Origin of the sequence: Massilia sp. UYP11 (genome assembly GCF_050434805.1) — a bacterium.
In the GTDB taxonomy this organism is placed as follows: domain Bacteria; phylum Pseudomonadota; class Gammaproteobacteria; order Burkholderiales; family Burkholderiaceae_D; genus Telluria.
Genome location: NZ_JBNDJE010000002.1, coordinates 99,330 through 121,342, shown reverse-complemented (window position 1 = coordinate 121,342; position 22,013 = coordinate 99,330). Strand labels below are relative to the sequence as shown.

At 67.2% G+C, this 22,013-nt stretch carries 22 protein-coding genes; 17 read left to right on the top strand and 5 right to left on the bottom strand.

The annotated features are described in order from the left end of the window. The first annotated feature begins 32 nt into the window (after positions 1-32). The 10 genes from cyoA (at position 33) to ABIB38_RS04015 (ending at position 10,084) form a co-directional block, all read left to right on the top strand. Positions 33-1,040, top strand: a complete 1,008-nt coding sequence (cyoA, locus tag ABIB38_RS04060) for a ubiquinol oxidase subunit II (protein ID WP_429201966.1) — start codon at positions 33-35, stop codon at positions 1,038-1,040. A gap of 2 nt (positions 1,041-1,042) precedes the next feature. Further along, positions 1,043-3,052 (top strand): cytochrome o ubiquinol oxidase subunit I, encoded by a 2,010-nt coding sequence (gene cyoB, locus ABIB38_RS04055; protein WP_429201964.1) that lies wholly within the window; start codon positions 1,043-1,045, stop codon positions 3,050-3,052. Beyond that, a complete protein-coding gene (gene cyoC / locus ABIB38_RS04050; protein WP_429201962.1) occupies positions 3,045-3,683 on the top strand; it encodes a cytochrome o ubiquinol oxidase subunit III in 639 nt (212 codons plus the stop codon). The genes cyoB and cyoC overlap by 8 nt, the downstream gene beginning before the upstream one ends. Next, the gene (cyoD, locus tag ABIB38_RS04045; RefSeq protein WP_429201960.1) at positions 3,680-4,057 is read left to right on the top strand and encodes a cytochrome o ubiquinol oxidase subunit IV; all 378 of its coding nucleotides are present in this window, start codon (positions 3,680-3,682) and stop codon (positions 4,055-4,057) included. Before cyoC ends, cyoD begins: the two co-directional genes overlap by 4 nt. Beyond that, positions 4,057-4,878, top strand: coding sequence for an SURF1 family protein (locus ABIB38_RS04040; RefSeq protein WP_429201959.1), 822 nt, complete (start codon positions 4,057-4,059; stop codon positions 4,876-4,878). The genes cyoD and ABIB38_RS04040 overlap by 1 nt, the downstream gene beginning before the upstream one ends. Positions 4,879-4,930: 52 nt before the next feature. Further along, positions 4,931-6,286 carry an ATP-binding protein gene (locus ABIB38_RS04035; RefSeq protein WP_429201958.1) on the top strand — a complete coding sequence of 452 codons (1,356 nt, stop codon included), beginning with the start codon at positions 4,931-4,933 and terminating at the stop codon, positions 6,284-6,286. After that, positions 6,273-6,812 carry a response regulator transcription factor gene (locus tag ABIB38_RS04030; protein ID WP_429201956.1) on the top strand — a complete coding sequence of 180 codons (540 nt, stop codon included), beginning with the start codon at positions 6,273-6,275 and terminating at the stop codon, positions 6,810-6,812. The genes ABIB38_RS04035 and ABIB38_RS04030 overlap by 14 nt, the downstream gene beginning before the upstream one ends. After that, entirely contained in the window at positions 6,813-7,259 is a 447-nt protein-coding gene (locus tag ABIB38_RS04025) for a c-type cytochrome (RefSeq protein WP_429201954.1), read from the top strand. Positions 7,260-7,746: 487 nt separating this feature from the next. Further along, positions 7,747-8,976 carry a cation:proton antiporter gene (locus tag ABIB38_RS04020; RefSeq protein ID WP_429201953.1) on the top strand — a complete coding sequence of 410 codons (1,230 nt, stop codon included), beginning with the start codon at positions 7,747-7,749 and terminating at the stop codon, positions 8,974-8,976. Beyond that, positions 8,963-10,084, top strand: a complete 1,122-nt coding sequence (locus tag ABIB38_RS04015) for a YbdK family carboxylate-amine ligase (protein WP_429201951.1) — start codon at positions 8,963-8,965, stop codon at positions 10,082-10,084. The genes ABIB38_RS04020 and ABIB38_RS04015 overlap by 14 nt, the downstream gene beginning before the upstream one ends. A gap of 3 nt (positions 10,085-10,087) precedes the next feature. On the opposite strand, the gene ABIB38_RS04010 is transcribed toward ABIB38_RS04015, so the two are convergent. Beyond that, positions 10,088-10,561: a MarR family winged helix-turn-helix transcriptional regulator gene (locus tag ABIB38_RS04010; RefSeq protein ID WP_429201949.1), complete on the bottom strand. Its 474-nt coding sequence runs from the start codon at positions 10,559-10,561 to the stop codon at positions 10,088-10,090. 131 nt (positions 10,562-10,692) lie between these two features. On the opposite strand from ABIB38_RS04010, the gene ABIB38_RS04005 reads away from it, so the two are divergent. Then, positions 10,693-13,503, top strand: a complete 2,811-nt coding sequence (locus ABIB38_RS04005) for a bifunctional diguanylate cyclase/phosphodiesterase (RefSeq protein WP_429201947.1) — start codon at positions 10,693-10,695, stop codon at positions 13,501-13,503. 101 nt (positions 13,504-13,604) lie between these two features. Then, a complete protein-coding gene (locus ABIB38_RS04000) occupies positions 13,605-16,124 on the top strand; it encodes a penicillin-binding protein 1A (protein WP_429201945.1) in 2,520 nt (839 codons plus the stop codon). Here the strand turns inward: ABIB38_RS04000 and ABIB38_RS03995 are convergent. Further along, positions 16,051-16,629 (bottom strand): M23 family metallopeptidase, encoded by a 579-nt coding sequence (locus tag ABIB38_RS03995; protein WP_429201943.1) that lies wholly within the window; start codon positions 16,627-16,629, stop codon positions 16,051-16,053. The two genes, ABIB38_RS04000 and ABIB38_RS03995, sit on opposite strands and share 74 nt — an antisense overlap. Between ABIB38_RS03995 and ABIB38_RS03990 the strand changes: the two genes are divergently transcribed. Together ABIB38_RS03990 and ABIB38_RS03985 are read left to right on the top strand one after the other, a co-directional pair. Continuing rightward, entirely contained in the window at positions 16,628-16,948 is a 321-nt protein-coding gene (locus tag ABIB38_RS03990) for a hypothetical protein (RefSeq protein ID WP_429201941.1), read from the top strand. The genes ABIB38_RS03995 and ABIB38_RS03990 overlap by 2 nt on opposite strands. Before the next feature lie 89 nt (positions 16,949-17,037). Beyond that, the gene (locus ABIB38_RS03985) at positions 17,038-17,796 is read left to right on the top strand and encodes a class I SAM-dependent methyltransferase (protein WP_429201939.1); all 759 of its coding nucleotides are present in this window, start codon (positions 17,038-17,040) and stop codon (positions 17,794-17,796) included. A 27-nt stretch (positions 17,797-17,823) separates the two neighbouring features. Here ABIB38_RS03985 and ABIB38_RS03980 read toward each other — a convergent pair whose 3' ends face one another. Next, positions 17,824-18,663: a glucose 1-dehydrogenase gene (locus ABIB38_RS03980; protein WP_429201937.1), complete on the bottom strand. Its 840-nt coding sequence runs from the start codon at positions 18,661-18,663 to the stop codon at positions 17,824-17,826. Between the two features lie 78 nt (positions 18,664-18,741). After that, positions 18,742-18,918, bottom strand: coding sequence for a DUF3606 domain-containing protein (locus ABIB38_RS03975; RefSeq protein ID WP_071362741.1), 177 nt, complete (start codon positions 18,916-18,918; stop codon positions 18,742-18,744). A gap of 184 nt (positions 18,919-19,102) precedes the next feature. Between ABIB38_RS03975 and ABIB38_RS03970 the strand changes: the two genes are divergently transcribed. The 3 genes from ABIB38_RS03970 to ABIB38_RS03960 are packed head-to-tail and all read left to right on the top strand — an operon-like array spanning position 19,103 to position 21,212. Next, positions 19,103-19,423 (top strand): thioredoxin family protein, encoded by a 321-nt coding sequence (locus tag ABIB38_RS03970; protein WP_429201935.1) that lies wholly within the window; start codon positions 19,103-19,105, stop codon positions 19,421-19,423. Continuing rightward, entirely contained in the window at positions 19,420-20,709 is a 1,290-nt protein-coding gene (locus ABIB38_RS03965; protein WP_429201933.1) for an MFS transporter, read from the top strand. The genes ABIB38_RS03970 and ABIB38_RS03965 overlap by 4 nt, the downstream gene beginning before the upstream one ends. Beyond that, on the top strand, positions 20,706-21,212 hold the full coding sequence (locus ABIB38_RS03960; RefSeq protein WP_429201931.1) for a GNAT family N-acetyltransferase: 507 nt from the start codon (positions 20,706-20,708) through the stop codon (positions 21,210-21,212). The genes ABIB38_RS03965 and ABIB38_RS03960 overlap by 4 nt, the downstream gene beginning before the upstream one ends. Here the strand turns inward: ABIB38_RS03960 and ABIB38_RS03955 are convergent. Then, a complete protein-coding gene (locus tag ABIB38_RS03955) occupies positions 21,200-21,997 on the bottom strand; it encodes a DUF481 domain-containing protein (protein WP_429201929.1) in 798 nt (265 codons plus the stop codon). The two genes, ABIB38_RS03960 and ABIB38_RS03955, sit on opposite strands and share 13 nt — an antisense overlap. Positions 21,998-22,013 lie beyond the last annotated feature (16 nt).

Here is a 22,013-nt window from a genome sequence, read left to right as displayed (position 1 = left end):
GTTCTTATTCCATGTAACGTTAGATACCTAGCATGATTCCTAAAATTGTCCGCCGCGGACTCCCATTACTTCCGCTCGCAGCGCTGGCCGGCTGCAACACGGTCGTCATGAATCCCACCGGTGATATTGCGAAGCAGCAGGCCGATCTGATCACCATATCGGTAGTGCTGATGTTGTTGATCATCGTCCCCGTGATGATCCTGACTGTCCTGTTCGCCTGGCGCTATCGCAAGAACGCCAACGCGAAGTACGAACCCGATTGGGACCACTCGACCAAGCTCGAGCTCATCATCTGGGGCGCTCCGCTCCTGATCATCATCGTCCTTGGCCTGATCACCTGGGTCAGCACCCACAAGCTCGATCCTTACCGTCCGCTCGAACGCCTGGACGAACACCGTCCGATCCCGGCCTCGACCAAGCCGCTCGAAGTGCAGGTCGTGGCGCTGGACTGGAAATGGCTGTTCATCTATCCGGAACAGGGCGTCGCCTCGGTCAACCAGCTGGTGACCCCGATCGACACCCCGGTGCGCTTCAAGATCACCGCCTCGACCGTGATGAACACGTTCTACATCCCGACCCTGGCAGGCATGATCTACGCGATGCCGGGCATGGAGACGGAGCTGAACGCGGTCCTGAACAAGACCGGTGACTACCACGGTCTGTCGGCCAACTTCAGCGGCGACGGTTTCTCGCACATGAAGTTCGCCTACAAGGGTGTCACCAACGAAGAGTTCAACACCTGGGTGCAGGAAATGAAGGCCAATCCAGCCGTGCTGGATCGCGCCGACTACCTGGTGCTGGAAAAGCCGACCGCCAAGGAGGCCGTGCGCCACTACGGCCAGGTCGAGCCTGCGCTGTTCAACCGCGTCGTCAACCGCTGCGTGGCGGAAGGCAGCATGTGCATGAACCAGCAGATGCACGAAGACGAGAAGCGCAACCAGATGGCCGCCGCCATCCGCCAGCAATCGCTGGGCGGTAAGTCGCAGCTGGCGGAAGCGCTGGAAATGTGCGTCGCTCCTATTAATACCTTGATGAAGTAATCATGCAAGAATCATTCGACTTGACGAAGTTCATCTTCGGTCGGCTGGGCTGGGACGCGATCCCGCTCCATGAGCCGATTCTGCTCGCTACCTTCGCAGGCGTGATCGTCGGCGGCCTGGCCCTCGTGGCCATCCTGTCGTACTTCCGCCTGTGGGGCACCTTGTGGAAAGACTGGATCACCAGTATCGACCACAAGAAAATCGGGATCATGTACATGATCCTGGGCCTGATCATGCTGCTGCGCGGCTTTGCCGACGCACTGATGATGCGCGCCCAGCAGGCGATCGCCTTCGGCGACAACGCCGGCTTCCTGCCGCCGCACCACTACGACCAGATCTTCACCGCCCACGGCGTGATCATGATCTTCTTCGTGGCGATGCCGTTCGTGACGGGGCTGATGAACTATGTGGTGCCGCTGCAGATCGGCGCGCGCGACGTGGCCTTCCCGTTCCTGAACAACTTCTCGTTCTGGATGACCACCATGGGCGCCGTGCTGATCATGGCGTCGCTGTTCGTCGGTGAATTCGCGCGTACCGGCTGGCTGGCGTACCCGCCGCTGTCGGGCATCCTGGCAAGTCCGGGCGTCGGCGTCGATTACTACATCTGGGCGCTGCAGATCGCGGGCGTGGGCACGACCCTCTCGGGCGTCAACCTGATCGTCACCATCATCAAGATGCGCGCGCCGGGCATGGACCTGATGAAGATGCCTGTCTTCGTCTGGACCTCGCTGTGCACCAACATCCTGATCGTGGTCACCTTCCCGATCCTGACCGCCGTGCTGGCCATGCTGGGCATGGACCGCCTGCTCGACACCGCGTTCTTCACGAGCGACCGTGGCGGCAACCCGATGATGTACGTGAACCTGATCTGGATCTGGGGCCACCCCGAGGTGTACATCCTGATCCTGCCGGCGTTCGGCATCTTCTCCGAAGTCGTCTCGACTTTCTGCGGCAAGCGCCTGTTCGGCTACACCTCGATGGTGTACGCGACCTGCGTCATCATGGTCCTGTCCTACCTGGTCTGGCTGCACCACTTCTTCACCATGGGCTCGGGCGCCAGCGTCAACGCGTTCTTCGGCATCACGACGATGATCATCTCGATCCCGACCGGCGCCAAGATCTTCAACTGGCTGTTCACCATGTACCGCGGCCGTATCCGCTTCGAACTGCCGATGCTGTGGACGATCTCGTTCATGCTGACCTTCGTGATCGGCGGCATGACCGGCGTCATGCTGGCCATTCCAGCGGCCGACTTCGTGCTGCACAACTCGCTGTTCCTGATCGCCCACTTCCACAACGTGATCATCGGCGGCGTCGTGTTCGGTATCTTCGCCGGCATCAACTACTGGTTCCCGAAAGCCTTCGGTTACAAGCTGGACCGTTTCTGGGGCCTGGTCTCGTTCTGGCTGTGGTCGATCGGCTTCTGGGTCGCGTTCACCCCGCCGTACATCCTGGGCTTCATGGGCTACACCCGTCGCGTCAGCCATTTCGACGATCCTTCGGTCCAGTGGCTGTTCCAGATTTCGTTCGTGGGCACCCTGATGATCGCCGGCGGTATCGCCGCGCTGCTGATGCAGTTCTATGTCAGCTTCCGTGACCGTAACACCGCTCGCCTGCGCGACTTCACCGGCGATCCATGGGAAGGCCGTACGCTGGAATGGGCGACCTCGTCGCCGCCGCCGGACTACAACTTCGCGTTCACCCCGGTGGTGTTCGACAACGACACCTTCGCCGACATGAAGAAGAACGGCTACCGTCGTCCGCTGAAGGACTTCGTGGCGATCCACATGCCGAAGAACACCGGCGCCGGCATCATCATCTCCGCGATTTCGTGCGTGGTGGGCTTCGGCATCATCTGGCATATGTGGGCGCTGACCGTGGTTTCGTTCGTCGCCATGATGGCCGCGATCATCATCCATACCTTCAACTACAAGCGCGACTACTACATTCCGGCCGAAGAAGTGGCCCGTACCGAAGCAGAGCGTACCCGTATGATGGAAAGCCATGTCTGAACTTAAAGCATCTGTAACCGGCGGCAGCGTCGCCGATGACGTGAGCGGGCGCTACATCGCCCGCGAACACCACCCGGAGCAGGGCACGCTGCTGGGCTTCTGGCTCTACCTGATGAGCGACTGCCTCATCTTCGCGTCCCTGTTTGCGACCTATGCGGTGCAGGGCCGCTCGTATGCCGGCGGTCCGACCGGCGCCGAGCTGTTCGAGCTGCCGCTGATCGCGCTCAACACCGCGTTCCTGCTGGTGTCGTCGCTGACCTTCGGCTTCGCCATGATCGCCGCGCAGGCGAAGAACCTGTCCAAGGCCCGCATGTGGCTGGCCGTGACCGGCATCCTGGGCCTGGCCTTCCTGTGCGTGGAAATCTATGAGTTCCAGCACCTGATCCACATGGGCGCCGGTCCCCAGCGTTCGGGCTTCCTGACCGCGTTCTTCGCGCTGGTCGGCACCCACGGCCTGCACGTGACCTTCGGCATCATCTGGCTGGTGACCCTGTACTTCCAGCTGGGTAAACACGGCCTGACCCCGGAAAACTTCCGTCGCCTGTCGTGCCTGTCGCTGTTCTGGCACTTCCTGGACCTGATCTGGATCTTCGTCTTCACCTTTGTCTACCTGATGGGAGTCCTGCCATGAGCGACCACCACGACCACGGCCATCATGGCCATGACGTCCACGTGACGCACTACAGCGCCAAGGACTACATGATCGGCTTCGCGCTGTCGGCGATCCTGACGATCATCCCGTTCTGGCTGGTGATGGGCAACGTGCTGGCGCCGGAAACGACCAAGTGGATCATCCTCGCGTTCGCCGGCGTGCAGCTGATCGTGCAGATGGTTTATTTCCTGCACTTGAACTCGAAGGCCGAAGGCGGCTGGAACATGATGGCGTTGATCCTGACCGTCGTGATCCTGGTCATCGTGCTGGCCGGTTCGATCTGGGTCATGCATCATATGAACACCAATATGATGCCTGGCATGGGTCCGAACAGCACCCACGACATGACCTGATGTCGGTAGTGCACGAACAGCCGGCGGCGCCGGCGCATCCTCCGCGCTCCGCCTTCGTGCGGCGCGCGCTGGCGGTGGCGGCCCTGCTGCTGTTCGTGCTGTTTGCCGGTCTGGGGACCTGGCAGGTGTTTCGCCTGCAATGGAAACTGGACCTGATCGAACGCGTCGACGCACGCGTTCATGCGCAACCCGTTGCGCCGCCCGCGGCGGCGCAATGGGCGCAAGTCTCAAGAGAGTCCGACGAATACCGGCGCGTGCGCCTGTCGGGCCGCTATCTCTACGAATTGACCACACCGGTGCAGGCGCTGTCCGACCTCGGCGCCGGTTTCTGGCTGCTCACGCCGCTGTGCCTCGACGACGGCCACATCATCCTCGTCAACCGCGGCTTCATTGCCTCGAGCGGCGACATCGCGACCCGTTATCCTGGCCGTCGCGCCGGCGCCGATCCCTGCGCCGCCGCCACCGGCGAACGCGTCGACTTCCATGGCCTGCTGCGCATCGCCGAGCCCAAGAGCGGCTTCCTGCGCGATAACGATCCCGTCAACAACCGCTGGTACGCGCGCGAAGTCGGCGCCATCGCCGCCGCGCGCGGCTTCGACCTCGCCAGGGTCGCGCCGTTCTTCGTCGACGCCGGCAAGGGCCAGGACCCTGCCGCCGCGCCGGAAACCGCCGTGGGCGGCCTGACCGTCATCGCTTTCCCGAATAATCACCTCGTCTACGCGCTCACTTGGTATGCTCTGGCCCTCATGGTGGCCGCCGCCGCGTGGTGGGTCGTGCGCTACGAAGCCAGGGCCGGACGGGGCGGCGACGCCGACGATTAAGACGCCTGCCGCGCCGCGCGCGCGGGCCGCAGGACAGACATAACGGATTCCGATGCAATCTCCGCTGGATTTTTTTGCCAGGGCGGCGCGCTCCTCGCCGTCCGCCGCCGCCGCCAACGTGGAGTTCGCGGCCGGCCACAAGAACATGCTGCAGCTGATCGAGCTGCGCTGGATCGCCGTCATCGGCCAGATCACCACCATCGCCTCGGCCATCCTGATCTTCGGGATCGAGCTGCCGCTGGTGCACATGCTGCAGGTGCTGGCCTGCCTGATCGCCTTCAACGTCGCCAGCCACCTGCGCTGGCACGAACGGCGGCCGGTGTCGAACGGCGAGATGTTCCTGGCGATCCTGGTCGACGTCTCCAGCCTCACCGTGCTGCTGTACCTGTCGGGCGGCACCACCAATCCGTTCGCCTTTCTCTATCTGCTGCAGGTGATCGTCTCGGCCGTGCTGCTCGACGTGCTGTGGACCTGGAGCATCGTGCTGATCACGATCGCCTGCATGGCCGGTCTCGCCGTCTACGCCCAGCCGCTCGCGCTGCCGTTCGACCATGCGCGCGGCATCGGCAGCCTGTACGTGCAAGGCCTGCTGGTCTGCTTCGCGCTCAACGCCGCCCTGCTGGTGATGTTCATCTCGCGCATTTCTGAGAACGTGCGCGACAAGGCGACCCAGCTGGCCGCGCTGCGCCAGCGTGCGGCCGAGGAAGAGCACATCGTGCGCATGGGCCTGCTCGCCAGCGGCGCCGCCCACGAGCTGGGCACGCCGCTGTCGACGGTCTCGGTGATCCTGGGCGACTGGAAGCGCATGCCGGCCTTGCGCGACGACCCCGAGCTGCTGGGCGAGCTGACCGAGATGCAGACCCAGCTCAAGCGCTGCAAGGCGATCGTCAGCGGCATCCTGCTGTCGGCCGGCGAGGCGCGCGGCGAGTCGGCCGAGCGCACCACCATCCGCCGGTTCCTCGACGAGCTCGCCGAAGGCTGGGAGGCCAGCCGTCCGGTGCGCACCTTCATCTACAATAACCGGATCGCCGACGACCTGCCGGTGGCGAGCGACTCGGCGCTGCGCCAGACGGTCGACAACCTGCTCGACAACGCGCTCGAAGCGTCGCCCGACTGGGTCTACATGGACGCCCACATCGACGAGCGCACCCTGGTGCTGACCGTATTCGACCGCGGTCCCGGCTTTGCGCCGAGCATGCTGGCCCATTTCGGCAAGCCCTATCATTCGACCAAGGGCAAGCCCGGCGGCGGACTCGGGCTGTTCCTGGCGGTGAACGTCGTGCGCAAGCTCGGCGGCACCGTCACCGCGCGCAACCGGCGCCTGGAGGAGGGCGGCGGCGCCGAAGTGTCCGTGCGCCTGCCCCTGGCCGCGATCGAACTGGAGGAAACAGACGATGCAGAATCCTGAGCCGCTGCTGCTCATCATCGAAGACGACGACGCCTTCGCCCGCACCCTGACCCGCTCCTTCGAGCGGCGCGGCTACCGGGTGCTGGGCGCGACCGGCCACGACGAGGCCCAGGCCCTGCTGGCCCAGCACAACCCCGGCTACGCCGTGGTCGACCTGAAACTCAAGGGCAATACCTCGGGCCTGGCCTGCGTGCAGCTGCTGCACGAGCACGACCCGGACATGCTGATCGTGGTGCTGACGGGCTTTGCCAGCATCGCCACCGCGGTCGAGGCGATCAAGCTGGGCGCCGTGCAATACCTGGCCAAGCCGTCGGACGCCGACGACATCGAGGCCGCCTTCGGCCACGTGGCCGGCAGCGCCGACGTCGAGGTCACGAATCGATCGACCTCGATCAAGACGCTGGAATGGGAGCGCATTCACGCCGTGCTGGCCGAGACCGACTTCAATATCTCGGAGGCCGCGCGACGGCTGGGCATGCACCGGCGCACCCTGGCGCGCAAGCTCGAAAAACAGCGGGTCAAGTAGATGCGCGCGCCGCGAGTCTGGCCGGGCGTGGCGCCGGGCCTGGTCCTGATTCTGGTCCTGGCCCTGGGTGGCTGCGGGCGCGACGCTGCCGCGCCCGCGGCAGGCGTGGCCGGCGCCGCCGGCGCGCCGTCGGCGGCCCGGATCGAGGCCGGGCGCAAGCTGTTCGCGCGCTGCGCCGGTTGCCACCAGGTGGGGCCGAATGCGGGCAATATCTTCGGGCCGCAGCTCAACGGCGTGCTCGGCCGCCAGGCGGGCGGCGTGGCCGGCTACGCCTATTCGCCGGCGATGAAAGCGTCCAGGCTGGTATGGGACGAACGGAACCTGGCCGCCTTCATCCGCGACTCCGACGCGGTCATACCCGGCAACAGCATGCGCTTCATGAATTTCATGAGCGAACAGCAGGCCGGGGACATCGTCGCCTACCTGGCCACGCAGGGCGATCGCTAGCCGTTGCGGCAGCGTGGAACGCAACCCGACGTAGGCGCCCGGCAGCAGCGCGGCGCCCGCCAGCAATCCCGGCATCCGCTCGGCAGCCATCCCGGTAACGTTTCTTCTAATACGCCCCATCTGTTTCATCCATGTCAATATTTTCGCGCGCACAAGGCGCGCAAGATGCGCTGACGATCGGATTCCTACGACAATGTGCGGGTAGGGCGCCATATCGCCTGTCTGTACATTCGCACAAATAGGGTTGCCACGATTATATTTTTCGTGCAGTATAGCTGGGTGGCAACCGGTAGCGTCCGGGAGCCCGATCAGCGATGAGGCGGCTCAACCCGTTTCTTTTTGCCCCCCGCGTTCGCCGGGGGGCATTTTTCGACACGCGGCGCAGCGTTTCCCCATCTGCCGCGTCTGGCGCTCCCCCGCGCCGAATCGGACCATCGTGCCTGCGCGGCTCCCTGCCGCCGGTTGGCGCGTCCTACCGGAGGATTGGATGAGCGAGCTGCTTTCACTCACGCATGCGCTGGCCTGGCCGCTGGCGCTGACGCTGGCCTGGATGGCTGGCGAACTGCTGTACCGCTGGGCCAACGTGCCGCGCATCTCCATCTATGGCTTGTGCGGTTTCGTGTTCGGCAACCTGTCGAGCGGCTACCTGCCGCCGGCGCAGGCCGACAACTTCATGATGCTGGCCAACCTCGGTTTCGGCCTGATGCTGTTCGAGCTCGGCTACCGCATCAACCTGCGCTGGCTGCGCACCAATCCCTGGCTGCTGCTCACTTCGGTGCTGGAAGCCGGCCTGACCTGGGCCGCCGTGTACTACGTCTCGCGCATCTGCGGCCTGGCCGTGCTCCCGGCCTGCCTGCTGGCGGCCCTGGCCATGGCCAGCTCGCCGGCCGGCCTGCTGCGCATCGTCAACGAGCAGGGCGGCGGCGGCCAGGTGACCGAGCGCGCCATGCACCTGACGGCGCTGAACTGCGTGCTGGCCGTGTTCGTGTTCAACGTGACGGTGGGCTTCGGCGTGTTCCAGACCTCGGGCGACGTGGTCCACGCCAGCTGGACCGGCCTGGTGGTGCTGGCCGCGTCGAGCGGCCTGGGCGCGGCGCTGGGCTGGCTGCTGCCGCTGTGGCAGCGCGTGGCCAGCCATGTGCGCTCCAACTCCACGCTCACGTTCGCGGTATTCGTCTTCCTGCTGGTGGCGATCACCCATGTGCTGAAACTGTCGCCGGTGCTGGCGGCGCTGACTTTCGGCCTGGTGGCGCGCCACCGCCGCGTCACCCTGAGTCCGGCGCAGCGCAACTTCGGCGCCCTGGGCGACCTCCTGACCGTGCTGCTGTTCTTTTTCGTGGCCACCACCATCGCCTGGCAGCCGACCGCCGAGGGCCTGATGCTGGGCCTGTTGCTGCTGCTGGTGCGCGCCCTGGTCAAGGTCGGGGTCTGCACCGCCACCGCGCGGGTGTCGGGCATCCCGGCGCGCAAGGGCGCCCTGACCGGGGTGGCGATCATGCCGCTGACCGTGTTCGCCATCATCCTGATCGAGCAGACCCGGCGCTCGGGCGTCGACCTGTTCGACACCCTCGCGCCGCTGGCCCCGCTGGCGGCGATGGCCATGATCCTGGAGGTGCTGGCGCCGATCCTGACCCAGATCGCGCTGACCGGCGCGCGCGAGTCGGGTTTTACCAGATACAAGAACGTCGTGAAGGAGGACAAGGATGCCGCTGCCTGAATTTTCGCGCTCGGAACCGCTGACCATGGGGGTCGAGCTGGAGCTGCAGCTCGTCGGCCTGTCGGATTTCGACCTGGCCCCGGCCTCGCCGGACATGCTCGACCTGCTGGCGCGCGCGCCGTTCCCCGGCGCCGTCACGCCCGAGATCACCGAGAGCATGATCGAGATAAACAGCAGCATCCATACCGGCTACGCGCCGCTGGTGGACGAGCTGCGCCTGATCCGCGACACGCTGCTGCGCGCGGGCGACCGCCTGAACGTGGGCGTGTGCGGCGGCGGCACCCATCCGTTCCAGCAGTGGACCGAACGCCGCATCTACGAAAAGCCGCGTTTTCGCGAAGTCTCGGCGCTGTACGGCTACCTGGCCAAGCAGTTCACCGTGTTCGGCCAGCACGTGCACATCGGCTGCGGCAGCGGCGACAACGCCCTGTTCCTGCTGCATGCGCTGAACCGCTACATCCCGCACTTCATCGCGCTGTCGGCTTCGTCGCCCTTCCTGCAGGGCAGCGACACCCAGTTCCATTCCTCGCGCCTGAACTCGGTGTTCGCCTTTCCGCTGTCGGGCCGGGCGCCATTCCTGCTGACATGGGCCGACTTCGAGCGCGGTTACTTCAGGCGCATGGAAGACACCGGCATCGTGCGCAGCATGAAGGACTTCTATTGGGACCTGAGGCCGAAACCCGAATACGGCACCATCGAGCTGCGCGTGTGCGACACCCCGCTCACGGTCGAGCACGCGGCGGCGCTGGCGGCCTACCTGCAAGCGCTGTGCAGCTACCTGCTGGAGGGTAACGAAGCGCCGCCGCGCGAGGACGACTACCTGGTCTACAACTACAACCGCTTCCAGGCCTGCCGCTTCGGCCTGGACGGCAATATCGTGCTGCCCCAGGCACACCAGCAGGTCAGCCTGCGCGACGATATCCTGGCCACCCTGGCGCGCATCGCGCCGCACGCCGAGCGACTCGGATCGAGCGCCGCGCTGGCCCACCTGTCGGGGATGGCGAAGGCGGTCGGCGACGCCGCACAGCTGCGCATCGTGCACGAGCACGAGGGCAGCGTGGAGGCGATGGTCAATCTGGCGTTGGGGAAATTCCGCAGCGAGGTATAAGCGCTAGGCTTGGCCCAGCGGGATCTTGCCCGCCGCCTCATCCGCGTCGAGGCGGGCGATGAGCGTCGCCAGGTCCTGCTCCAGGCGCAGCAGGGTGGCTTCGTCCAGCGTGGCCAGCGCGCTCGGCAGCACGCCGGCCGCCGGGCCGGGGACCCGGCGCAGCACTTCCTGGCCTGCCGGCAAGATGCGCAGCGCGACGTTGCGCCGGTCCGCGCCTTCGCGCGCCGCCGCCACGTAGCCGCGCTCGACCAGGCCGCGCGCCAGGTTGCTGGCGGTCGACTGGTGGATGTCCATGGCGCGCCCCAGGCTGGTGGCGCCGATGCCCGGCTGGCTCTCGATCACCGACAGCGCCCAGACCTGGGCCCCGCCCAGGCCGGCGTCACGCTCGAGCTGGCGAAAGTGCGTCTTGACGGCATTGAAGACGATACGGAACTGGCGCAGCACGCGCTGGGGCGGCGCGTCGGTGGAAGCGGGCATGGATTCTCGATTGGGTTCGGACGGCATGGGCGAGATGATAATGCAACAGCCGGCGAAGCGGGGCCGGGCCGTTCGCTTTTTCTTGGCGCCCGGGTTCCCCCGAACGCCCCGTTCTGCGCTAGCATCGATTCATGCGAAGCGCATCCGCCAGCCCTGGTGTCCCGCGGCGCGGCCTGTCCCTGGCCGCGATGGGCACCTGCCTGCTCGGTCTGGTGCTTACCTCGCTGCTGTGCGGCGTGGTGCGCAAGGTGGAGGTCGACCGCGCCCAGGCCGAATTCCACCAGCGCGCCGTGGTGCGGGTCGCGGCCGTGACCCGCGCCTTCGCCGAGGCCACCGACGCCGCGCGCGCCGTCAACCTGTTCTTCCGCGCTTCGAGCAACGTCACGCGCGCAGAGTTCGACGCCTTCGCCCAGCCGCTGGTGGCGCGCCACGGCTACCTGCAGGCGCTGGTGTGGCAGCGCTTCGTCAGCCAGGGCGAGCGGGCCGCCTTCGAGGCCGAGCGGCGCGCGTTCTGGCCCGGCTTCGAGATCCGCGAACGCGTCAGGACCGGGGCGCCCGCCCTGGTCCGGGCCGGCGTGCGCTGGCGCTACCTGGTCGACGACTACGTGGCGCCGATCGTCGGCAATGAGCCCACCTTCGGCTACGATGCCTGGTCCAACGCGCCGCAGCGGGTCCCGACCCAGCGTGCGATCGACACCGGCGAGCCGGCCGCCAGCCCCATCATCGACCTGCTGCAGGGCGGCGGGGCGCGCCAGGGGGTGCTGATCGCCTTGCCGGTCTACCGCAGCGGCGCCCGGCCGCTGGACACGCCGGCGCGGCGCGCGGCCGTGGTGGGCGCCACCGGGGTGGTGATCGACGTCGCCCTGCTGGTTGGCGGCACCCTCGAATCGGTGCGCCTGCTCGACGACGACTTCGCGCTGTCGCTGCGCGGCCCGGACGCCCTCGGCAACCTGGTCACCGCCTATCAGCACGGCAGGCTCGCCACGCCCGAGGACTGGCGGGAGCGCCTGCTGCACGGCCTGGGCCTGCGCCACGCCGAAGCGTTCGAGATCGCCGGCAGTGCCTGGCAGGTGGTGGTCGAGGAGCGGCCGGCGGCGCTGGGCAGCCACATGGCCGAGCTGGTGGCCATGGCGCTGGGCCTGATCCTGAGTTTCGCCGCCGCCGCTCTGGTGCAGCAGCGGGTGGCGCGCACGCGCCGCATCGAGGCCCTGGTCGAGGAGCGCACCGCGGCGCTCGAGCGCGCCACCGGCTCGCTGCGGCTGTACGAACGCGCGATGGAGGCCAGCGCCAATCCGATCCTGCTGGTCGACGCCGAGCAGCCGGGCTACCCGATCGAATACGCCAACCCGGCCTGCGAGCGCACCTTCGGCTATGCGTTGCACGAGCTGGCCGGCCAGCCGCTCAAGCTGCTCGCCGGCCCGGACGCCGACCAGCCGGCGCTGCAGGAGCTGCGCCGCGCCCTGCACCAGCAGCGCGAGGAGCACGCCCTGGTGACGGTCCATACCCGCGACGGGGTGGAGCTGATCGGCGACGTCTACGTGGCGCCGGTGCGCCGCGCCGACGGCCGGGCCGGGCATTTCGTGGTCACCGTCTACGACGTCACCACCGCCAAGCGCTACGAGGCCGAGCTCGAACGCCATGCCCACTACGACACGCTGACCGGGCTGGCCAACCGGGCCCTGCTGTCCGACCGCATCGAGCGCGCCACCGCGAATGCCGGCGGCGCGCCGGTATGGACCGTGCTGCTCGACTTCGACCACTTCAAGCTGATCAACGACACCCTCGGCCGGCGCGCCGGCGACGAGGCGCTGCGCATGCTCGCCACGCGCATCAAGGGCGCGCTGCGCCCGGCCGACACCGCGGCCCGGGTCGGCGGCGACGACTTCGTGCTGGTGCTGGTCGGCGTGGCCGACGAACGCCAGGCCGCGGCCCGCATCCAGCAGGTGCGCGAGGCGGTGAGCGAACCGATCCACCTGGCCGGCCAGCGCCTGGTGCTCAGCTGCAGCGCCGGCGTGGCCGCGTTCCCGGCCGACGGGCTGGACGCCGACACCCTGGTCAAGCACGCCGAGATCGCGATGTACCGCGCCAAGGCCATCGGCCGCAACGGCGTACAGTTCTATGCCCCGCACATGAATGCCGAGGCCTTCGACCGCCTGGCCCTGGAGAGCGCGCTGCGCCATGCGCTGCAGGACGACCAGTTCGAGCTGCATTTCCAGCCGCAGGTCGACCTGGCCAGCGGCAGCGTGGTCGGCAACGAGGCGCTGATCCGCTGGCGCCATCCGCTGCTGGGCACGGTCCGGCCGGACCGCTTCATCGCCCTGGCCGAAGAAACCGGCCTGATCGTGCCGATCGGCGCCTGGGTGCTGCGCACGGCCTGTCGCCAGAACCGGCGCTGGCAGCGCGCCGGGCTGGGACCGCTGCGCATCGCGGTCAACCTGTCGGCGCGCCAGTTCGCCGAGCCGGACCTGGTCGATACCGTGGCCCAGGTGCTGGCCGAGACCGGCCTGCCGCCGGCCTCGCTCGAGATCGAGCTCACCGAAAGCATGATGGTGGCCGACGCCGATGCCGCCATCCACACCATGCAATGTCTCAAGCGCATGGGCGTCAAGCTGTCCATCGACGACTTCGGCACCGGCTATTCGAGCCTGCAATACCTCAAGCGCCTGCCGGTCGACGTGCTCAAGATCGACCGCACGTTCGTGCAAGACATCGTGGGCAACCCGGACGGCGCGGCCATGGTCGACGCCATCATCTCGCTGGCCCACAGCCTGCGCATGGGGGTGATCGCCGAAGGGGTGGAGACGATCGAGCAGCTCGACTACCTGCGCGGCTGCGGCTGCGACGAGGTGCAGGGCTATGTCTACAGCCGTCCGCAGCCGGCCGCGCAGGTCGAGGCGCTGCTGCGCGCCGGCCGGGTGGAGCCGGTCGCCAGCACCGCCTGAGCCCGCGCGAGGCCATGCGGGTCGCGTCCCGTCCCGTGGCGGCGCACGCGGTCAGCTATACTTGCCCCACATTGTGACTTCGATCAGGGCAGGAACAGCGAGTGGACCAGAAACAGAACGACGAGAACACGGCAAACGCGGACGCCGCGCCCACCGTGCAGCAACGCCTCAAGCTGGTTTCCCGGCGCCTGGCCCGGCGCCTGCTGGCCGGCGCCTCGACCCGGGCCGGCGCCCTCAAGACCGGCGCCCGCGCGCGCCTGCACGGCCGGCCGCTGCCGGTCAAGCTGGCCCTGGTGTCGCTCTGGAGCCTGGCCGCCGGCCTGATGGCGATCCTGGCCTGGCTCCTGATCCTGATCCCGTTCACCCCGGGCATCGACGACCTCGAGCAGGTCAGCCGCTCGCGCCCGACCGTGATCCTGGACGCCGGCGGCCGCCCGCTCGGCACGTTCGAAAAAGGGCTCCAGGAACGCGTTCGGCTGTCGCAGGTGTCGCCGCACGTGGTCGAGGCGCTGATCTCGACCGAGGACCACCGCTTCTACCAGCACCACGGCGTCGACTTCAAGCGCGTGGCCGGCGCGCTCTGGGCCAGCCTCAAGGGCGACCCGCAGGGCGGCTCGACCATCACGCAGCAACTGGCGCGCAATATGTTCCCGCAAGAGATCGGCCGCGCCCGCAGCGTGAGCCGCAAGATGAAGGAACTGATCACCGCGATCAAGATCGAGAACACCTACAGCAAGACGCAGATCCTGGAAGCCTACCTGAACACGGTGCCTTTCCTGTACAACGCCTACGGCATCGAGATGGCGGCGCGGACCTACTTCGGCAAGCCGGCGGCCCGGCTCGACGTGCTGGAGTCGGCGACCCTGGTCGGCATGCTCAAGGGCACCCATTACTACAATCCAGTCGCCAATTCCAAGCGCTCGCTGGCGCGCCGCAACGTGGTGCTGGGCCAGATGCGCAAGCACGGCGCCTTCGACGACAAGCGTTACGCGCAACTGGTCAAGCGTCCGCTGCGCCTGCGCTTCGCGCGCCTGCCCGACCGCAGCGGCAAGGACGACCATTTCACCCACCACGTGCGCAAGTGGCTGCTCGACTGGGCCGACGAGAACGACTACAACCTGCAGCTCGACGGCCTGGTGGTGCGCACCACGCTCGACCCGGAACTGCAGGCGGCGGCCGAGCGCGCGGTGCGGCGCCAGGCCGACATCCTGCAGGCGATCGCCGACGTCGAGTGGGCCAACCCCAACCTGCCGCGTTCGACCGCCACCGCCACCTATACGGCGATCCGCCCGAACATCGACCCGTTCTCGTACTACTGGATCAGCAATGCGCGCGTGCTGGACGCCTTCGTGCGCGAGAGCGGCGCCTACCGCAGCGCGGTCGAGGAGGGCGAAGCGCCGGCGGCCGCCCTCAAGCGCCTGAAAGCCGATCGCGGCTTCATGAATGAACTCAAGAGCGCCAAGTCGCGCCTCGAGGCCGGCTTCGTCGCGCTCGACCCGGCCAGCGGCGAGGTCAAGGCCTGGGTCGGCAGCCGTGACTTCGAGCGCGACCAGTACGACCACGTGGCCCAGGCCGCACGCCAGCCGGGGTCGACCTTCAAGCCTTTCGTCTATGGCGCCGCGCTCGAGCGCGGCATCCCGCCCGACCAGGCTTACCGCGACGTGGTGCGGGAATTCAAGGGCGACGACGGCAGCACCTGGCGCCCGACCGACATGGACGGCAACAGCGGCCGCTCGATGCCGATGCGCGACGGCCTGGTGTTCTCGAAGAACACGATCACCGCCCAGGTGAGCCAGGAAGTCGGCATCGGGCCCATCGTGCGCCTGGCCCAGGGCCTGGGCGTGCGCCAGAGCCGGCTGGAGGAGGTGCCCTCGCTGGCCCTGGGCACCAGCCCGGTCACCCTGCTCGAGATGGTGAGCAGCTACGCCACCATCGCGGCCCTGGGCGAATACCGCAAACCGATCTTTGTCCGCACCATCGAGGACCGCGAGGGGAATGTAATCGCCGATTTCGGCGCCGGCCAGCCCGAGCGCGCGATGTCGCGCGAGTCGGCCGAAGCGCTGATCGACATGCTGCGCGGCGTCGTCACCCGCGGCACCGGCAACGGGGTGCGCAACCGCTTCGGCATCCGCGGCGACCTGGCGGCCAAGACCGGCACCAGCCAGAACAACCAGGACGGCTGGTTCATCATGATGCATCCGCACCTGGTGGCCGGGTCCTGGGTCGGTTTCAACGACAACCGGGTCACCATCCGCAGCAGCTACTGGGGGCAGGGCGGCCATAATGCGGCGCTGGTGGTGGGCGACTTCTTCCGCGGCGCATTCGACGCCGGCAGCCTGGACGACAAGGCGACGCTGCCCGGCTGGCGCGCGCCCGCGCCGCGCCGCTACGTGGAGGAAGAAGAGCCGGAAGAATTCTTCACCGACGAAGCGTACGAAGTGGTGCCGGAAGAAGGCCCGGAACCGATGGAGGTCGCGCCGCTGCCCGAGCAGATCGTGCCGGTAGAGCCGCCCGAGCCGCTCGAGCCGGCCGAACCGCCGCTGCAGCCTAGCGCGCTGCCGTCCGGGTTCCCGGCCCCGTCGGGCGATCCGCTTCCTGCGCCAGCGCCGGATCTGCCTTGAGCAGCGGATAGGGATTGATCGCGCCGCCGGTGTCGTACACGCCATAGTGCAGATGCGGCGGCGTGCCCTTGGCGTTGCCGGTGTTGCCGACATAGCCCAGCACCCGGCCGGCCTCGATGCGCATGCCGGGCTGGACGTCCGAGTAGCCGTCCAGGTGAGCATAATAATGGCGCTGGCCGCCGGGACCGAGCACCCATACCACCAGGCCGCCGAGGCGATTGGTGCCCACGCGCGTGACGATGCCTTCGGTGCTGGACACGACCGGGGTGCCGCGCCTGGCGAAGATGTCGATGCCCTCGTGCTTGCGGCCTTCGCTGCGCGCGCCATGCCAGGTGTCGCGCAGGGCGCGCCGCTGCACGCCCTCGACCGGCACCGGCAGCGCCAGTGGCGTGGGCATGGCCGCCAGGCGCATGGTGTACAGGGCCCGTTCGATGTAGGGTTCGAGCAGCCCGTATCCCAGCACGAGGATGGCGGCGACGAAGAGGCTACGCAGGAAAACGGTCATGGCGGCTCCGCTGGACGGTGGTCATGCAAACCAGTTGGGGACGCTCACGCGCTTTCACAGGGAAAACCGGAAGATTGCAGCCAGTCGTCCAGACGCGCCTCGGCGCTCCATCGTCGACGTTGCCGCTTCCTGGCGCCGCAAGGGCGAACAGCATGCATGTCCGGGACAGCCGTTCATGCGGGCGCGGCCCGACTGCACCTGCTCGCTTACCGCCAATCCAGGCCTTATTTCCCCGGTGATGACCTTCGCTGGCGGGCTTCATGCGTCTGGAAATTGCCAAAACAGCCATGTTCAAAATCTTTCTTCGCGTGGAACATGAAAAATGTCCCAATTCGGCGTAAACATCCATGGACGGAAAGTATTGCCGTATGTAAACTATCTGAATGGTCAGATAGTAAGGAGCACACGATGGACAAGAATCACAAGGGTGAACTGGTCGGCAGCAGGACGCCGGAGCAGCTCGAGAATGACCGCCGCTTCAAGGAGGCGGCGCTCAAGCAGATTGCCGACAGCGGCGAGAACTGGGCGATTCACAGCCTGGCGGTCATGAAGCGCAATGCGCTCGCGCGCGTGCTGTACCTGAACGACCTGTACCGGGACATCGTCACGGTGCCGGGCGTGATCTGCGAATTCGGCGTCCAGTGGGGCGCCAGCCTGTCGGTCCTGCTCAACCTGCGCAACATGTACGAGCCGTATAACGTCGAACGCTTCATCTACGGCTTCGACACCTTCACCGGTTTCGCGTCGGTGCACGAAAAGGACGGCGCGGCGGCCAAGGTCGGCGACTATGCATCGGTCGACGGTTACGAGACCACGCTGGCCGAGATCCTGGGCTATCACGAGTCGATCTCGGCCTTCCAGCACCAGCGCAAGTTCGAGCTGATCAAGGGCGACGCCACGCAGACCATCGATACGTGGCTCGACGCCAATCCGGGCGCCACGATCGCCCTCGCGATCTTCGACATGGACGTCTACGCGCCCACCAAGGCGGTGCTCGAGAAGATCAAGCCGCGCCTGACGAGCCGCTCGGTCCTCGTCTTCGACGAGTTCACGCACCAGAAATTCCCGGGCGAGGTGCAGGCGGTGAGGGAAGTCTTCGACATGCGCGACGTCGAATTCACGCGCAGCATTCACCAGAGCCACGTGGCGATCATGAAGTTCCGCTGAAGCGTCCCGCCCGGCCTTGCGATTGGCTCAGAGGATCGGCGTGCCGCCCGTCACCGCGATGCGCGCGCCCGAGATATAGCTCGCCTCGTTTGATGCCAGCATCACGAACGCCGGCGCCACTTCCTTCGGCTGGCCGGCGCGCTTCATCGGCACCTGGCTGCCGAAGTTCTCGACTTCTTCGGGCGGCATGGTCGACGGGATCAGCGGCGTCCAGATCGGGCCCGGCGCCACCGAGTTCACGCGGATGCCTTTCTCGGCCAGCAGCTGGGCCAGGCCGGCGCTGAAATTGGCGATCGCGCCCTTGGTGGCGGCATAGGCGAGCAGGGTGGGCTTCGGATTGTCCGAATTGATCGAGGTGGTGTTGATGATCGACGCGCCCGGCGCCATGTGCTTCACTGCCGCCTTGCAAAGGTGGAACATGGCGGTGATGTTCACCTGGAAGGTGTAGTCCCACTCGTCGTCCGGGATCTCATCGAGCGTGTCGTGCGACATCTGGAACGCGGCATTGTTGACCAGCACGTCGATGCGGCCGAACTCGGCCACCGCCTTGTCGATGATGGCGCGGCAGTGGGCGCGCTCGGCGATATCGCCCGGCACCAGGATGGCGCGGCGGCCGGCTTCCTCGACCAGGCGCGCGGTCTCGCGTGCGTCGTCGTGCTCGTTCAGGTAGGAAATGAGCACGTCGGCGCCCTCGCGCGCGAAGGCCAGCGCGACCGCGCGGCCGATGCCGCTGTCCCCGCCGGTGATCACGGTGGCCTTGTCCTGCAGGCGGCCGGAGCCGCGGTAGCTGGTTTCGCCGTGGTCGGCTTGCGGGGTCAATTCGGCTTCGCGGCCGGGCGGTTGTTGCTGTTGCTTGGGAATATCCATCGTGTGCTCCATATCTGGGAAAAATAGCGGGGCGCGGACCGGCCGGCGGCGGGTCCGCGCGATCGACTGTGTGGCCTTTCAGCGGCCGAGGTGCTCGCGCACCGCGCTGGCGCTCACGCCAACCTGGTCGACGGCGCGCTGCAGCTCCTCGCGGGTCACGCCCAGCGCCTCGGTCCAGTAACGCACTTCGTGCTCTTCGTGCATGTTGATGCGCGAACGGTCCTGCTGGCCGCGCTTGTTCAAGTCATCCGACATGATTCGCTCCCGGTTTTACGATGAGTGGAAGAAGATGAGTCACAGCGTGACAGTCTCGTCGGGCAGTTTCCGTTAGCTGCCACACGCTGGGGCGAGATCCGGGCAGGCAAATGCGCCGCCATGCCAGGCAACGCATTTTGAGGTACGCTTGCGGTATTCGAATGGCAATACATCAGGAGTTTTCATGGCTGTCCCCTACGCTACCAACCAACCCGAACGCAGCGCCATCGACGCCAGCCAGGGCCTGGTCGCCCTCGACTTCGGCGCCAACTGGTGCGGCTATTGCCGCGCCGCCGAGCCGCTGATCGACCAGGCGCTGGGCGACTATCCGACCGCCCGGCACGTCAAGGTCGAGGACGGCCCCGGCCGGGCGCTGGGCCGCTCGTTCCGCATCAAGCTGTGGCCGACGGTCGTGGTGCTCAAGGACGGCCAGGAGGTGACGCGCGTGGTGCGTCCGGTCGACGCCGACGCGGTGCGTCAGGCCCTGGCCCAGGCGGGTGCATGAGCGAGGCGGCAACCCAAGCCGCGGGCAACAAGCCCCGCACCGTCCTGTTTGCGAGCCTGATCGGCACCACGATCGAGTTCTACGATTTCTACATCTACGCCACCGCCGCGGTACTGGTGTTTCCGCGCCTGTTCTTCCCGGCCGCCGACCCCGGCGCGGCGACCCTGCAGTCGCTGGCGACGTTCGCCATCGCCTTCTTCGCGCGCCCGGTCGGCTCGGCCGTGTTCGGCCACTTCGGCGACCGCGTCGGCCGCAAGGCGACCCTGGTCGCGGCCCTGCTCACGATGGGCATCTCGACCATCCTGATCGGCATGCTGCCCACTTACGCCCAGATCGGCGTGGCGGCGCCGCTGCTGCTGGCGCTGTGCCGCTTCGGCCAGGGGCTCGGACTGGGCGGCGAGTGGGGCGGGGCGGTGCTGCTCGCCACCGAGAATGCGCCGCCGGGCAAGCGCGCCTGGTATGGCATGTTCCCGCAACTGGGCGCGCCGATCGGCTTCTTCCTGTCCGGCGGCGTCTTCCTGCTGCTGGGCGAGCTGATGAGCGACGAAGCCTTCTTCGCCTGGGGCTGGCGGATTCCCTTCCTGGCCAGCGCCCTGCTGGTGGCGGTGGGCCTGTACATCCGCCTGAAAATCACCGAGACGCCCGACTTCCAGAAGGTGCTGGACCAGAAGGCGCGGGTCAAGGTGCCGATGGTGGCCGTGCTGCGCGACCACCGCCGCGCGCTGGTGCTCGGAACGCTGACCGCCCTGTCGACCTTCGTCATCTTCTACCTGATGACGGTGTTCGCCCTGACCTGGGGCACGGCGCAGCTGGGCTACACGCGCCAGGAGTTCCTGGTGCTGCAGCTGTTCGCGGTCGTGTTTTTCGCGCTCACGATTCCGCCGTCGGCGCTCCTGGCCGACAGCCGCGGGCGGCGCAGCGCCATGATGCTGGTGAGCGCCGCGATCGCCGTGTTCGGACTGCTGTACGGGCCGCTGTTCGGCGCCGGCGGCTGGGTCGCGGTTACCCTGTTCATGGTGCTCGGCATGTGCCTGGTGGGCTTCACCTATGGCCCGCTCGGCACCTTGCTGGCCGAGATGTTCCCGGCCGAGGTGCGCTACACCGGCGCCTCGCTCACCTTCAACTTCGCCGGCATCCTCGGCGCCTCGGTGGCGCCGTATATTGCGCTATGGCTGGCCACGAATCACGGGCTGGAATTCGTCGGCTACTACCTGAGCGGCGCGGCGCTCGTCAGCCTGGTCGCCCTGGCGCTGGCCAAGAGCCTGGTGCCGTCCGACGCCAGGTGAGCGCACGCAGGTTCGGGAGCCTCGAAGCGCGATCTGCGTCGTGCGCCGACGAGGCCTCCCTGGACGCGCTCTACCTCGACTCCCGTCCCGACCTCGGGGCGCTGCCGGTGCCGCGCGCCGTCATCGAGGGCATCGCGCGCCATCAACGCGCCATGCAGGCCGACGGTTACGCGCGGCGCTTTGCCACGCTCCAGACGTGGCTGGTGACCGATGGGGAGCGCCCGGTCGCGCGCATCGTGCTGGCCGGGGAGGGCGGCGCGCTGCGCGTGGTGGACCTGTCGGTGGCGCTGGCCGCGCGGCGCAAGGGTGTCGCCAGATCCCTGCTGCACGCGCTGCAGGATGAGTACGAGCGCATCGCGCTGCGTGTGCGCAGCGCGAACGTCGCCGCGCGCCGCCTGTACGAAGGACTCGGCTTCACGCTCCTGCGCGCCGACGACGCCGCCATGGAGCTTGAATGGCGCCGATCGAGAGCAGATGCGTACGACGCCTCTCAGAACGAGTAGACCATCGTCAGCGAAGTCTGGGTATCGGTGTTCTTCTTGTCGTCCGGGACGTTGCTGTCGTTGCGCACGCTGAAGCCGGCCTTCATCTGCATGCTGCCGTTGATCTTGGTGCTGAGCGAGGTTTCGGCCACCGAGTGGGTGTTGCCGGTGCCTTTCTCGACGCTGACGGTCTGCGCGAAGAAGGCCGATGGGCTGACCTGCCAGCGGAACTGGGCGGCGCTACGCACCGTCATGCCTTTTTCTTCTTCGTCGTTGTCGCGCACGCCGACCGAATAGCCCGGACCGATCTCGACGTCGAGCGTCTTGTCGGGCGCGGTATACCAGCGCGAGCCGTAACCGATGCCGACCGTCGAGTAGCGCGAATAGGCGCCGAACTTGTCGTCGGTATGCGAAGCGAGCACGAAGGCGCGGCGGCCGTCGCCCAGCAGCTTGAGCGAAGCCTTGGCCGAGGTGGCCCAGCGCTGGGCCGAGCGGCTTTTCTGGCGCTCGCCGAACTCGTCTTCGTACTCGTCTTCCTTGAAGAAGCCGCTGGCGATGAATTCGTGGCTCCAGCGCGAGGTTTCGTGGCGGGCATCGATCTTGCCCGTCACCGACGTGCCGTTGGTGTTGCCCGAGGTCGTGATCGCGCCCAGCTCGGCGGAGGTGAACCACCCGCCATCGGGAATCGCCGGCTTCGCGACGATCAGCGGCGCGTGGACGTCGCCGATTTGGGGAAGGTCGGGAGCGGCGAGCGCCGCACCCGGGATGCCAGCCAGGGCCAGCGCCAGGATCGAGAGTGGTTTCATCAGCTTCAAGCGGCCG